Annotated in this window: 23 protein-coding genes; 21 read left to right on the forward strand and 2 right to left on the reverse strand. The window is 46.8% G+C overall.

All coding sequences use genetic code 11. The features are described 5' to 3' along the window. Positions 1–32: 32 nt before the first annotated feature. Positions 33–299, reverse strand: a complete 267-nt coding sequence (locus EES38_RS21395) for a transcriptional regulator (protein WP_124939246.1) — start codon at positions 297–299, stop codon at positions 33–35. Positions 300–443: 144 nt separating this feature from the next. On the opposite strand from EES38_RS21395, the gene EES38_RS22245 reads away from it, so the two are divergent. The 21 genes from EES38_RS22245 (at position 444) to EES38_RS21485 (ending at position 10172) form a co-directional block, all read left to right on the forward strand. Continuing rightward, on the forward strand, positions 444–611 hold the full coding sequence (locus EES38_RS22245; RefSeq protein ID WP_166434325.1) for a hypothetical protein: 168 nt from the start codon (positions 444–446) through the stop codon (positions 609–611). A gap of 2 nt (positions 612–613) precedes the next feature. Next, positions 614–1078 (forward strand): helix-turn-helix transcriptional regulator, encoded by a 465-nt coding sequence (locus EES38_RS21400; RefSeq protein ID WP_124939247.1) that lies wholly within the window; start codon positions 614–616, stop codon positions 1076–1078. Then, a complete protein-coding gene (locus tag EES38_RS21405) occupies positions 1071–2837 on the forward strand; it encodes a rolling circle replication-associated protein (protein ID WP_208020496.1) in 1767 nt (588 codons plus the stop codon). Before EES38_RS21400 ends, EES38_RS21405 begins: the two co-directional genes overlap by 8 nt. After that, entirely contained in the window at positions 2821–3033 is a 213-nt protein-coding gene (locus tag EES38_RS21410; protein WP_124939248.1) for a hypothetical protein, read from the forward strand. Before EES38_RS21405 ends, EES38_RS21410 begins: the two co-directional genes overlap by 17 nt. 66 nt (positions 3034–3099) lie before the next feature. Continuing rightward, positions 3100–3276, forward strand: coding sequence for a hypothetical protein (locus tag EES38_RS22250; RefSeq protein ID WP_166434326.1), 177 nt, complete (start codon positions 3100–3102; stop codon positions 3274–3276). Positions 3277–3278: 2 nt separating this feature from the next. Beyond that, the gene (locus tag EES38_RS21415; protein WP_124939249.1) at positions 3279–3569 is read left to right on the forward strand and encodes a hypothetical protein; all 291 of its coding nucleotides are present in this window, start codon (positions 3279–3281) and stop codon (positions 3567–3569) included. Continuing rightward, a complete protein-coding gene (locus EES38_RS21420; protein ID WP_124939250.1) occupies positions 3559–3999 on the forward strand; it encodes a hypothetical protein in 441 nt (146 codons plus the stop codon). The genes EES38_RS21415 and EES38_RS21420 overlap by 11 nt, the downstream gene beginning before the upstream one ends. Next, a complete protein-coding gene (locus EES38_RS21425) occupies positions 3986–4663 on the forward strand; it encodes a helicase HerA domain-containing protein (protein WP_124939251.1) in 678 nt (225 codons plus the stop codon). The genes EES38_RS21420 and EES38_RS21425 overlap by 14 nt, the downstream gene beginning before the upstream one ends. Positions 4664–4962: 299 nt before the next feature. Further along, on the forward strand, positions 4963–5760 hold the full coding sequence (locus EES38_RS21430; protein WP_124939252.1) for a major capsid protein P2: 798 nt from the start codon (positions 4963–4965) through the stop codon (positions 5758–5760). A gap of 9 nt (positions 5761–5769) precedes the next feature. After that, complete coding sequence (locus EES38_RS21435) at positions 5770–6045, forward strand: hypothetical protein (protein WP_124939253.1); 276 nt, start codon at positions 5770–5772, stop codon at positions 6043–6045. 9 nt (positions 6046–6054) lie between these two features. Next, positions 6055–6300 (forward strand): hypothetical protein, encoded by a 246-nt coding sequence (locus EES38_RS21440; RefSeq protein WP_124939254.1) that lies wholly within the window; start codon positions 6055–6057, stop codon positions 6298–6300. Continuing rightward, positions 6278–6664, forward strand: a complete 387-nt coding sequence (locus EES38_RS21445) for a hypothetical protein (RefSeq protein ID WP_124939255.1) — start codon at positions 6278–6280, stop codon at positions 6662–6664. The genes EES38_RS21440 and EES38_RS21445 overlap by 23 nt, the downstream gene beginning before the upstream one ends. Then, the gene (locus EES38_RS21450; RefSeq protein ID WP_124939256.1) at positions 6654–7091 is read left to right on the forward strand and encodes a hypothetical protein; all 438 of its coding nucleotides are present in this window, start codon (positions 6654–6656) and stop codon (positions 7089–7091) included. The genes EES38_RS21445 and EES38_RS21450 overlap by 11 nt, the downstream gene beginning before the upstream one ends. Next, positions 7091–7615 carry a hypothetical protein gene (locus EES38_RS21455; RefSeq protein ID WP_124939257.1) on the forward strand — a complete coding sequence of 175 codons (525 nt, stop codon included), beginning with the start codon at positions 7091–7093 and terminating at the stop codon, positions 7613–7615. Before EES38_RS21450 ends, EES38_RS21455 begins: the two co-directional genes overlap by 1 nt. Next, positions 7615–8058 (forward strand): hypothetical protein, encoded by a 444-nt coding sequence (locus EES38_RS21460; RefSeq protein ID WP_124939258.1) that lies wholly within the window; start codon positions 7615–7617, stop codon positions 8056–8058. The genes EES38_RS21455 and EES38_RS21460 overlap by 1 nt, the downstream gene beginning before the upstream one ends. 94 nt (positions 8059–8152) lie before the next feature. Next, the gene (locus EES38_RS21465; protein WP_124939259.1) at positions 8153–8371 is read left to right on the forward strand and encodes a hypothetical protein; all 219 of its coding nucleotides are present in this window, start codon (positions 8153–8155) and stop codon (positions 8369–8371) included. A 16-nt stretch (positions 8372–8387) separates the two neighbouring features. Further along, complete coding sequence (locus tag EES38_RS21470; RefSeq protein ID WP_124939260.1) at positions 8388–8774, forward strand: structural protein; 387 nt, start codon at positions 8388–8390, stop codon at positions 8772–8774. Then, complete coding sequence (locus EES38_RS21475) at positions 8755–9150, forward strand: hypothetical protein (protein WP_124939261.1); 396 nt, start codon at positions 8755–8757, stop codon at positions 9148–9150. Before EES38_RS21470 ends, EES38_RS21475 begins: the two co-directional genes overlap by 20 nt. Next, positions 9147–9368, forward strand: a complete 222-nt coding sequence (locus EES38_RS21480) for a hypothetical protein (RefSeq protein WP_124939262.1) — start codon at positions 9147–9149, stop codon at positions 9366–9368. The genes EES38_RS21475 and EES38_RS21480 overlap by 4 nt, the downstream gene beginning before the upstream one ends. 81 nt (positions 9369–9449) lie before the next feature. Further along, a complete protein-coding gene (locus tag EES38_RS22255) occupies positions 9450–9599 on the forward strand; it encodes a hypothetical protein (RefSeq protein WP_166434327.1) in 150 nt (49 codons plus the stop codon). 243 nt (positions 9600–9842) lie between these two features. Beyond that, positions 9843–10172 (forward strand): hypothetical protein, encoded by a 330-nt coding sequence (locus tag EES38_RS21485; protein WP_124939263.1) that lies wholly within the window; start codon positions 9843–9845, stop codon positions 10170–10172. Positions 10173–10180: 8 nt separating this feature from the next. On the opposite strand, the gene EES38_RS21490 is transcribed toward EES38_RS21485, so the two are convergent. After that, the gene (locus EES38_RS21490) at positions 10181–10633 is read right to left on the reverse strand and encodes a phage protein (RefSeq protein ID WP_124939264.1); all 453 of its coding nucleotides are present in this window, start codon (positions 10631–10633) and stop codon (positions 10181–10183) included. Positions 10634–10890 lie beyond the last annotated feature (257 nt).

Genomic DNA, 10890 nt, shown 5'->3' on the forward strand with positions numbered 1-10890 from the left:
AGTGCGCATTATCTATCAATGGGTAAATAAGACTATGCACGTTTGGATTCTTCTAAGACGTTGATTAGTCGGGGATTCATAGCCTTTTCGTGCATCAAACCATGTACGACATTTTCGTCGTCTTCGTGTAACAAATCACCAAGTTTAAATGCCATATCCCAATCTAGAACACTACGCCCAGAACGATAGTTGGCAATTCGACTTGTTCCAACGCCTAATAATTTAGCTAATTGATAATCTGTACCTAGGTTAAGCTCTTGCTTGACGCGGTTTAGCAGTGTGTTTGTATAGTTTTCCATCAGCCTAAAATCCCCAAAAACCATTTGTTAAATAATAGCCTGACATTTTGTCGGATGCACTAACYCAAGCAACTTGCTGCCTCAATTAAAATGACTTATTGTCGTCCCGAATCAATTCTGAAACACGCTTGAGGGGGCGACGACATGAAACATTTACCGGATATTTACCAAAAAGCTAAAGAAAAATGCTTCCCGAATGGGTTTAGCGGTAAACCGTTACACACTGGCAAGGATTACCGTTACAGCGCGAAAGGTCAACGTGAATTTAAACGTGCCTTTGCGACTATGCGCAATCGTATGGCGGGGGTGTAGTCGTGGTCTCAACAAGAAAAGAACCCTCAACGGATGAAGCGCCGAAAGGCGCGGATTCTTCTAACGTGATTATTGTGGATGGGTGTGAATTGCACATATCTGGTTCATCATATATTAATGGCGTTCGAGCGGTAATGGTGACATATACCGGAGTTGATGGGTGGGGCGTATCGGTCGCGGTTCCCGAACTAGACATTTTGAAATTCAAAGCGGACACCACTCAATTAAATCAGTTTATTTCATTTGCAAAATCGAAACTTGGACTTTCTGAGAGGTCAAAATTCACTGATAGGGAATTGGATATAATTTTTCTTATTGAGCGTAACGTGTCTAATGTGGAATTAGCTAAAAGAATGCATTTATCAGTGCATACAATCAAGTCACATTTACAGAACATCTTTAAGAAGGCAAATGTTAAAAATCGCGGAGAATTAATCGATTACGCAATGGTGAATATTAATGATTAATAACGATATCGCCTATATAGCTGCGGTAAAGCAGCCAATCGACAAAACACTGTCCAATATTGCCGCTTACGATAGCGGCTTTTTTAGTGGCTTTGTAAATCCGCTAGAACATGATCACTTCGAAAAAGTAAATCAAGACATTCGAGTCAAAACGCAATTGTTTGCGGGTGTAAAGAAATCGCAATTTGATACTGTTCGCAACTACGAAACCGTGCGCGCAGCGCTCGCGGAACGCGAGAAAGGTCTAGGCTCGTCAAAGGGCGCAAAAGTCGGACAAGAGGAAAGAAACCCTAAAATTGACGCGATATTCAACCGCGCAAGGGTTTTAAACGCTGCTTTGCGTCCTGCTAGTGTCATGGCTAGCCGTGAGGCTCATTTGTCGTCTGATGCGATGTACGCGCAGCAAGAGCAATCACACAATAACGGAGCATCACGTTTTTATCTCATGTCCCGCGAATGGTCAGGACAATTTAAGGGACAACTTGTTTACAAGCCGCGTCCAAGTGATGCGCCACCGTCGAACAACGGCGACCGCTACACAGAAAAACTATCCACGTCAGCCGTGACCAAGATTTTTGAATCTGGAGCCTACGTTGCGCAGTGTCACGGCGGCTTTTCAACGTTTCTAACATTGACCTTTACCGAGGCGCAACGTAACGAAATCTTTTCCGGTAACGTTACGTTAGGTAGTGAAGTGTCACGATTCATCAATGCGGCTAAGAAAATGTATCGCCGTGGATGGGATGCTGATTACATAACGTTACGTAACGAGGAAAGCGGCAAGGCGTTTTGTCCCATCTCAAAAGACGGTGAAAAGGTCTGCGGCTATGGAAACACTGCTGATTTTCATTACGTATGGGTGGCGGAGTGTCCCGCCAATGAAAACGGTGAAGCGAATCCCCACGTACATATGATTTTGAATTGGCAGGTTGAAGAGAAACTATTCTGGGCGTGGTCACAGCGTCTAGAAAATATTTGGGGCAATGGCTTTGCTCATATCGAACGCATTAAGTTCGGTAAGGCGGCGTCAGGCTATTTAATTAAAGCAGTTGGTTATGCCGCGAAAGGTGGCAACGCTGACCAAGGGCTTATCAAGGGTAATCGCTACAATATTGCTCGATGCTCTCGCGCGCCAAAATGGGAGGCGCTCGCGTCCTTTGATGCTGACAACATGGCAGCAATCATCAAAGAGTGCGGTTACAAGCTGCAACAATGGCGCAAGCCGTTAGAGCGTGAAATACGCCGTAAGAAAGCCAAGCGTGACGAATTTATCAGGCTAAAAGCCATTGAGAAAAAAGAAGTCTCCAAGGTTGCCAGATACACGAATCTAATCAACAAACTCGAAAGCGAGGCGAGAGCCGTTAAACAGGAAATGAAATCGCGCGGTGTCTTTGCCCGTTCTGATAATTCATTTTCTATCACGTTCGAGGGTGACGACGCAAAGGCTAAAGCGAATCGCTTTCTACAATGGGCGGCAGGTGCTCGCGGTTGGTCTATGAATCTGACCGGATACCATTTCACAGAAGAGAAAAACGGGGAAACTCGCGACCGTTGGGCTATTGGCGGCGACATGAGCGAACTACGCGACAATGCGGTCGTTAAGTACCGCAATGAGTATGAACAGTTTCAATATAAGCGCGCCGATTGGCGCAGTCAGCTAACACAAGAGCACATCACACCAACGCCAGATTACGACGAAATCGCACTGGCGGTGGAAAAGTGCCGTAAACACTGGGTAGAGTATGAAAGGCTTAATTAACGAAATCGACAAAGAGATTGCACGTAACAAACCCAAATCATGGGCGCGTTTGATGTGGCAGGGAGTGAAAACGCTATTCAAGAGCCAAAACGAAAGGCTGAATGAGATTGACGCCAAGGTTAAATCGTTGAAAGACGAGTTAAACAGGCTTAGAGACTTTGTGAACTCGCCAGACGAGAACGACAAAGCCGCATAAACAAACTTGTTACTGTCGGGAGACAGAGACACTACACAACAAAATAACTTGTCGAGAGGACAACTTATGCAAATCACCACTATTGAGGGCGCGAAAGCGTCCCTTGTCAACGTACGCGAACAACACGAACGCGCTCTAAAAACGTTTAATCCTATGATTGCGGCAGACGCCGCCAAAAAGGGCATGGCAGAGCTTTTGCCTTTGCTCGACTTCGTTGTTTCTCAACTTGAAAAACGGGGGTAATCATGGCGAATCCATCTATCGGCACGGTCATTTGTCCCATTTGCGGCGACTTGGCAGACGTGCGCAAAGACAAAAACGGCAAACTTTACTATTCAGGTGAGGCGGGATTGATTACGCCACGAACGCCAAGCGGTCAAAAGTGGATGCGCGAGCATATGGTCAGTGATGAATCATCCGACGCGAAAGCGCAGGGCAATGATGATTTCGACACGCAGGTCGATGAGCACGAAACCACAGCCAATGAGCCGTCTTTTTTAGAAAGATTGGCGAACTGGGGGGCAGATGATGAATGAACAGGGGATTAGCGCCGAAGTCCGTCAACTTGCCATCCTTGGGAGTGAGATTGATGAACAAATTGAATTACCGCCAACGCCAGAAGAACAAGCCGAAGCAAAAGAGAATGAGCGACAACAAGACATCAATAGCGCCAGTATGGATATTGCCGATACCCAATATACCCAAATGGTGGCTATGGGTGTCAATTCCGCTTGGACAATGGCGTTCCCGAACTGGCAAGCGCTCGACCGCGACGCCGAGCTTATGCCCATGGCAGAGCTTACCCGCATGATTATCGACAAGCATTTCCCAAACATTGCCGAAAAAGCCGGACCCGAAGTTATGCTGGGCATGATTGCCCTAACCGCGATTTCAGCGCGAGCGGCGACCGGAGTCCCGCCACGGGGGAAAATAATCGAGCAGGGGGCAGACGATGAGCAAAGTTGATACCACGCTCAGGTGCGAGCATAAATACGTGATAGGGGCGTCAGGGAGCGGGAAAAGCTACCACGTTAAGGAATTAATCAAAGCATTGCGCCGTGTGCTGATATGGGACGCTGATGACGAATACGGGGAAGTCCCGAATGTTATCAAGGTGCAAACGCCTAGTGAACTGATGGCGCTCATTGAATCCGAGCAAGACGCGATTATTCGCTATGTGCCTAACTCACTCACGCCGAAGCTCGTCGAGAAACAATTCGATTTCGTTTCCCTTGCCGCGTTTGTCTGGGGTAATTGTGCCTATGTAGCAGAAGAAATCGCAGACGTGACCACGCCTGCAAAAGCCGTGGGCGGTTGGGGCAAAGTGCTACGCCGTGGACGTAAGCGCGGTGTAACCGTGTTCCCTGTTACGCAGCGACCCGCCGAAGCGGATAAAACCGTCTTTACTCAGGTTGCCAAAATACGAGCGGGGCGGCTCGATGGTGAGGGCGATATCGCTCGCGTGGCAAACAATATGCGCGTACCTAAAGAAATGTTGTCGCAACTTGGCGAGCTTGAATACATCGAACTCGACCGCCGAACAGGTCAATTGATTGCGGGTAAAAAACAACGTTACGTAACGTTACGTAAGGACTGGAACAGCCCGTTAACGATGACCTTTAAAGCGTGATGTGTGTCACAAAAGAAAACTAACTTTTTCCTACGTAACGTAAGGTAACGTTACATATGGAAATGGCACCGATTTGATAAATACAAAGTAAATCCCTAGTTTATCAATCGAATTTATAGGGCACGTCGTGATGACGTCCCCGCCTTATCCACGTCGTGAAGACGTCAACAAAGAGAGTCTACAAAATGGTTAAAAAATACCTACCACTATTTGTCATTTCATTGGCATCAATGGCAATCGCTAACCGCGTTGCATTCGTGAAAAACATCGTAAATCCTAATTCGTAAGGGGGCGTTACCATGTCACGTATGACGCGAGATTGTCCCTCATTTTCAAACGTTCAAGCGGGCTCAACAGCGACGCTTCAACTCCCTTTAGGTTTGACTTATCACATGCTGTATCTGAATTTCGCAGGTGTCACACTGGCGCAAATGAAGAATATCCGCATTGAAGTGGACGGCAAACCTATTAAGAAATGGACGGACGGAAACCGCCTAAACGCGGAAAACAAACACTATGGTCGCGGTGATGCCACAGCGTCTATTTTGCCGATTTTCTTCACTCGTACCGAGCTAGAAGAAATCAACCAACGCCGCGTATTTGCTCTGGGCACAAGCGACGTGCAAACCATGTCTTTGCTGATTGATATTGATTCAGGCGCAACGGCTCCGGTTCTCAAAGCAACCTCAGTGCGAAGCGCGACCGCGCCAATGGGTTACATCACACGCATTCACGAGTTTAAACACTCCAGTGCGGTATCTGGTGAAGTTGAAATTGATAACATCCCGCTACGCTCAAACGCAGCAATCGCGGCGATTCATATCTATTCGCCTGACATCACAAAATGCTCGCTACAAATTGACGATGGCATCGTTTGGGAAATGACCAAAGACGCCGCCGCTAAAATGCAGCAAGACCACGGACGCGCGCCACAAAGCACCGACAAGATGACGCTCGATTTCTTACTTGAGGGCGATTTCGTGCAAGCGATTCAGCTCTCAGGTGTGCAAGATTTCCGTTTGAAACCAACGCTTAGCGCGGCGGGCTCAATGGACATCGTTGTCGAGTACCTAGAAGAGTACAACGCGAACGCGTAAGGGGGCGAAATGGCTTCACTAATGGAGAATTTCTTTAGTGATGGCGGTGCATTCGAAAAGGTAGCCAATACATGGCTATCTTACGAAAACATTCGTCAGCAAAACGATGCGAACGGCACGAACCAAGCAGCCATGCTCAACACACCGACCACCACAGCACAGGTACAAAATGACCCTGCAACCCAAGCCGCCGCAAGCGGTACGATTGCGGGTATGTCTACGCCTATGCTCATTGGTTTAGGTGTCGCGGGTGCGGTCGGGCTTGTACTGCTTATCAAAAAATAGGGGGCTTGCATGGATGAACTGGCAGCACTGGCGAGCCAAGGCGCAGCAAGCACCAATCCTATGTCGGCTGCACTTGATGGCATAAAACAGCTTACTGGCGGTAATGCGGGACCATCAAGCGCCACACAAGGCACATACGCGGGTTCACTCACGCTAAACGCAGGGGTGAATATGGGGAACGGTATTGATACGAATACGATTCTCTACGCAGTAGCAATCATGGCGGTGGCGTATGTCGTTATTAAGCGCAAATAAGTTCAAACCGTGTCACTGGGATAGCGTCGAAAAGGCGCTCATTCCCGCATTAGGTGACTACCACCAAGAGGCAAAACGCCAAGTTCGTTTAGGCAATGAGTTTACGTTTATTTGTGAGGGTGCGGCGCTACTGATTCGGCCTGAACAGGATGAATTGGTCATTGTCGGTTTCTCTGGTCGTCACTCACTCGCGTTAGTGGCTCCGCACGTCTTATCCGTGGCAAAGCGCATAGGCGCAAAAACATTACGTTGTCACACAAAGCGGCGCGGTGAATGTCGTTATCTTAACCGTTTGGGCTACCCATTTAAGCAAGCGTTCGTAAACGGTGAATATGTTTTAAGGATGGTTATCAATGGGCGGTAAATCGAGTAGCTCAAATAGCACCACAACCAACTACAAAACCACCTCGGGCAGCGTTGGGATTGATGGTGATAACAACGGTTATGTATTGGCGGGGGTGGAAAACTCAAGCGTCAAAGTGAATGTGACGGATGGCGGCTCAGTTAAGGCGGCGCTTGCTGCTATGACTGACGCAAATTCGAATGTCACCTCAATGGCTAAGACGATGGTCGCCGCGAATACTGACGTCAGCAAGTACGCGATTGATGCGAGCAGCGATTTAGGGACTAAGGCTCTGGTCAACGCTCAACAAGCGACCACTGACGCTATGGATATCATGAAAAATCTGTCACTCAATTCGGATGCGGGAACCGCTCAGGAAATGACGAAATATTTCATGTTTGGCGCAGTGGCTATCGCTGTAGCAGTCGCGGTAAGAGGTAAATTGTAATGTCAAAGAAATCAATTTTCGTTGATTCCATTTCAAAGACGGTCGCGCTATCTGGCTTGTATTTCAAAGTGATGCAAGCCTCTGGCGAAATCGCCGTTGAGTTTATGCTCGAAAATGGCGACCTATACGAAACGGGCTTGTCGTCCGGTCAGGGTGTACGTTTTGACCAGAAATACAAAAACGTGCGTATGACGTCCGCGATTTCTCAGCAAATCTTTGTCTGGTCAGGTCTGGGACAGTTAACCCAAGACAGCCAAAACACGACCACGCTCGCGGGTTCAAATAGTATCGCTGCATCCGTTGTCAGCGTTGAAGTGGAAACAGCCAAACAGATTCTACCCGCACAAACGGGAAGACGCAGCGCGTTAATTCAGGCAGACGAGCCGTTTTATATCGGTGGCTCTGGAGTCACGACCGCCGAGGGAATGCCCGTTGATGAGTCAATCACGCTAGAAACTCAGGGCGAAATTTGGGTGATTAGCGAAACGGCTCAAGATATCCGCATTTTAGAGGAGTTCAACTAATGGCGAGATTGCATGGCGGTCGATGGAAAGTCGGTGATATTCGCATTTGGACAAGGCCGCTTGCTGATATCCCGAAAAACTGGCAGTTGTGCGACGGGACGAACGGGACGCCGGATTTAGTGGATAACGCGCCTGTCGGTGCGGGTAACTTGTTTGCTCAAAATGAAAAGTTTGGACAAGACCGCTACAGACCTTCGGCGTCGATTGGTGTTACTACGTTGTCACAATCTCAAATGCCAAGTCACACTCATACTCGTAATTTTAACGTCGCGAGTGGGAATGGCGGAACAAAACCCGTTGGTTTCACAAACGTTGGGTCTGCATTTACAAAAAACACAGGTTCAACAGGTGGCAGTGATGCTCATGGTCACAGCATCACAATGGGAACGGTAACGGTCTATCAACCGTCAATCGCGGTCTACTTTATTATGAAAATTAAATAACTGGGGATTTATGAAAATTATCGCAGTCACGCAAGACCAAATCATTTTGAAAGACGGTGTACCCGCTGACGCGCGGAAAATCGGCGGCTATCACATGACAAACGGCGAATGGGCGGTTCACTTCGATACCACTCTGGGCTTAGGTCACGTTGAATATCTGGACAACCGCGTCAATGTGGACTTAACCCAAGCGGATTATGACGCGCATTACGCATGGCTCGAGACCACGCATCAACAGGTTTTAGATTATGACGCAGAACAACAAGCCATTGCTGATAGTGCTGATAGTGACGATAGCAGCGCTACTGTATAAGGAATCGGGGGTAATTATGCCAAGAGGAATTAGAAACAATAACCCTGGTAACATTCGAAAAGCCTCTTTTTCGTGGGTTGGCGAAGTTAGCCAGGATAACGCGGGTTATGTCATTTTTGACACCGCCGCGCATGGTATCCGCGCCATGTATCGCGTGCTTTTAACGTACCGCAATAAGTACGGGCTGAATACGGTGAAAGGCATTATTAACCGTTGGGCTCCAACGAGTGAAAACGATACGCAAAGCTATATCAATCATGTGGCGTCCGTTCTGGGTGTGTCGGTAGATACGCCTTTGGTTCTCGCGCAATATCCCGCACTGATTAAAGTCATTATCAAGCATGAAAACGGGATTCAACCGTATTCCGATAAGGTGATTAGTGATGGTATTGCAAGCGCCTAAATTCAACGTCCCTAACGTGGACATGAACAAAATCGCGCTTTATCTGGGTGTGGGAATGCTCGCCTATTTGGGCGTGCGTTCCTTGCTTGATTCGGCTAACCAAGTGGCAGCCGAAGCGACCAAAGGAGCAGGGGAAGCGCTCAGTTATTTAACCGCGAGCCTAAATGGTTGGGAGCCTATCGAGTTTGCGCCGCTGATGATTCGGGATTTTTACCTGAACAGCGATTACACGCTGACAGTGGATGCAAGGGACACACTCTGGAAAATCGACCAATACAAGCCGCTCTTAATTGAGTTATTCGGCAACCGATACGCACCGATGAAACAACAATATCGGTCATTGATTAACGTAGAAATTACTAAGGAAATGTTATGAGTAAAGTATTAACTACCGTGGGAAAGCGATTAAAGCAGCCGTCCACTTGGAAAGGCTTATCCACCTTAGCCGTTACGGCGGGATATGTCGCGGGTGAAGTCGCAACGGGCGGTTTATTGGGTGGCGTTCTGGCGCTGATTGGTGCGGTCACTGGCTTACATGACACGCTACGCGACGAGGACAAAGCGAATGACGGACGCATTGCAGTATCTAACTAGTATTGGCTTTCCGCCGTCGCTATTGATTCCGTTTTTAATGTGGTTCAACCACGAAAAGCGCTTAATCAAACTTGAGGCTTAATGATGAGTATACCAACTCAATACGGGCTAAACGTAAACACACCGGAACCACTGCAAATTACGATTGACGTATCCGAACGAACGCTAATTGCAATTGCGTTTGTGTCAATTGTCGCTGCGGTGGCCATCAAACAACTGAAACGAGGTTAAGACCATGACAGTAAGCAAGAAAGCCGCAACCAAAGGTAAAGGCAAATTGAAAAAAGGTTTCCGCTATGCAAAAGGTGGACGCATTATCAAAGCAAAGAAAAAGTAATATAAAAGACTGAAAAACCTCGCAATAATTGTGAGGTTTCTTTGCTTTAGAGCCAGTAAATCTGGTACTTGAGTTTATCCGTCTTGGTGCATATCATTGTAGTTTCTTAATATTAGTAACTATTGATAGAGGCATATATGAAAACGTTAAACATCGTAACAACACAAGAAGCATTAAAAGCAAAAGCCCCAAGAATTAAACAAGATATTAACACCAATATAGAACGTATCAACAAAGAGCTAGTCGAGAAAGGTGAATGCTTCGAATTCGAAATTATAATTTCAGATGAGTGCTCATCTTTAAGTAGTACAATTGGTGTCTATATCACTCAACAATTGTTAAATCACGGTTGGCAAGCTAATAGTGAATTTAGCAAAAGTAACCTCAAATTGACTATAAATGCTTACGCTCAACCCGAGGCCCTTAAAAAAGTTATAACTCCAAGTTCAGTTTCGGAAACACTTTAACAACGTCGCTATTTTTTAAATCGAATTTTAGGTTTACCAAAGTTATCCCTTGAGGGTATCCATTGTGCTGCCTTGGCACGGCGACCACCGCGAAACGGCAGCACATTGTCATGAGCAGGATAAATCGGTGCGCGCTCTAAATGTCCGTATTTCTCAATAAAGCGCTGATATTCATCTTTCCACAGTGCAAAGGCGTCGAGTTCTTTAGGTGAGAACTCTCGACCGTCGCGGGTAATGAATATACCGCGTTCCTCGTCAATACGAAAACCAGACCATCGGACATCATTAGGCAGGTAGCCAAGCGCTTTAATCACGAGTAGCTTTTCAGCCATGGGATTGATGTTAGCCGCACCAGAGAGCCAACGTTCAATAGTTCGCGGTTTGACGTGGAAATATTCCGCGCCTTGCTTGATAGAATCAAATTCTCGCCAGTATAATTTCTTGAAAGACGTGTATAACATTAGTGATGTACCTCACATTTTTTTAATTTATTTTTCGCAATGTGCGGCGGTTTACAGGGCTTTTTCACGATTGTGCATCAACACGGAGTACAACCAATACCGTATAAAACAACGCACAGAGGCACATTAGCGCGGCAGTTTTAAGAAATTCTTAAGTAAAGATTCGTAAGATGTTGATTTGTGGAGGTTTGAGAGATTGACAACGAACAAAAATGTCTAAATGTTAAATTTCTATTCCGTAGTGCGCATTATCTATC

The sequence above is a fragment of the Vibrio viridaestus genome, from assembly GCF_003856525.1.
Lineage (GTDB): Bacteria > Pseudomonadota > Gammaproteobacteria > Enterobacterales > Vibrionaceae > Vibrio > Vibrio viridaestus.

Coding starts and splice junctions, on each gene's coding strand:
- EES38_RS21395 (WP_124939246.1), bottom strand. CDS start 299: ATGGAAAACTATACAAACACACTGCTAAACCGCGTCAAGCAAGAGCTT.
- EES38_RS22245 (WP_166434325.1), top strand. CDS start 444: ATGAAACATTTACCGGATATTTACCAAAAAGCTAAAGAAAAATGCTTC.
- EES38_RS21405 (WP_208020496.1), top strand. CDS start 1,071: ATGATTAATAACGATATCGCCTATATAGCTGCGGTAAAGCAGCCAATC.
- EES38_RS21410 (WP_124939248.1), top strand. CDS start 2,821: ATGAAAGGCTTAATTAACGAAATCGACAAAGAGATTGCACGTAACAAA.
- EES38_RS22250 (WP_166434326.1), top strand. CDS start 3,100: ATGCAAATCACCACTATTGAGGGCGCGAAAGCGTCCCTTGTCAACGTA.
- EES38_RS21415 (WP_124939249.1), top strand. CDS start 3,279: ATGGCGAATCCATCTATCGGCACGGTCATTTGTCCCATTTGCGGCGAC.
- EES38_RS21420 (WP_124939250.1), top strand. CDS start 3,559: ATGATGAATGAACAGGGGATTAGCGCCGAAGTCCGTCAACTTGCCATC.
- EES38_RS21425 (WP_124939251.1), top strand. CDS start 3,986: ATGAGCAAAGTTGATACCACGCTCAGGTGCGAGCATAAATACGTGATA.
- EES38_RS21430 (WP_124939252.1), top strand. CDS start 4,963: ATGTCACGTATGACGCGAGATTGTCCCTCATTTTCAAACGTTCAAGCG.
- EES38_RS21435 (WP_124939253.1), top strand. CDS start 5,770: ATGGCTTCACTAATGGAGAATTTCTTTAGTGATGGCGGTGCATTCGAA.
- EES38_RS21440 (WP_124939254.1), top strand. CDS start 6,055: ATGGATGAACTGGCAGCACTGGCGAGCCAAGGCGCAGCAAGCACCAAT.
- EES38_RS21445 (WP_124939255.1), top strand. CDS start 6,278: ATGTCGTTATTAAGCGCAAATAAGTTCAAACCGTGTCACTGGGATAGC.
- EES38_RS21450 (WP_124939256.1), top strand. CDS start 6,654: ATGGGCGGTAAATCGAGTAGCTCAAATAGCACCACAACCAACTACAAA.
- EES38_RS21455 (WP_124939257.1), top strand. CDS start 7,091: ATGTCAAAGAAATCAATTTTCGTTGATTCCATTTCAAAGACGGTCGCG.
- EES38_RS21460 (WP_124939258.1), top strand. CDS start 7,615: ATGGCGAGATTGCATGGCGGTCGATGGAAAGTCGGTGATATTCGCATT.
- EES38_RS21465 (WP_124939259.1), top strand. CDS start 8,153: ATGACAAACGGCGAATGGGCGGTTCACTTCGATACCACTCTGGGCTTA.
- EES38_RS21470 (WP_124939260.1), top strand. CDS start 8,388: ATGCCAAGAGGAATTAGAAACAATAACCCTGGTAACATTCGAAAAGCC.
- EES38_RS21475 (WP_124939261.1), top strand. CDS start 8,755: ATGGTATTGCAAGCGCCTAAATTCAACGTCCCTAACGTGGACATGAAC.
- EES38_RS21480 (WP_124939262.1), top strand. CDS start 9,147: ATGAGTAAAGTATTAACTACCGTGGGAAAGCGATTAAAGCAGCCGTCC.
- EES38_RS22255 (WP_166434327.1), top strand. CDS start 9,450: ATGATGAGTATACCAACTCAATACGGGCTAAACGTAAACACACCGGAA.
- EES38_RS21485 (WP_124939263.1), top strand. CDS start 9,843: ATGAAAACGTTAAACATCGTAACAACACAAGAAGCATTAAAAGCAAAA.
- EES38_RS21490 (WP_124939264.1), bottom strand. CDS start 10,633: ATGTTATACACGTCTTTCAAGAAATTATACTGGCGAGAATTTGATTCT.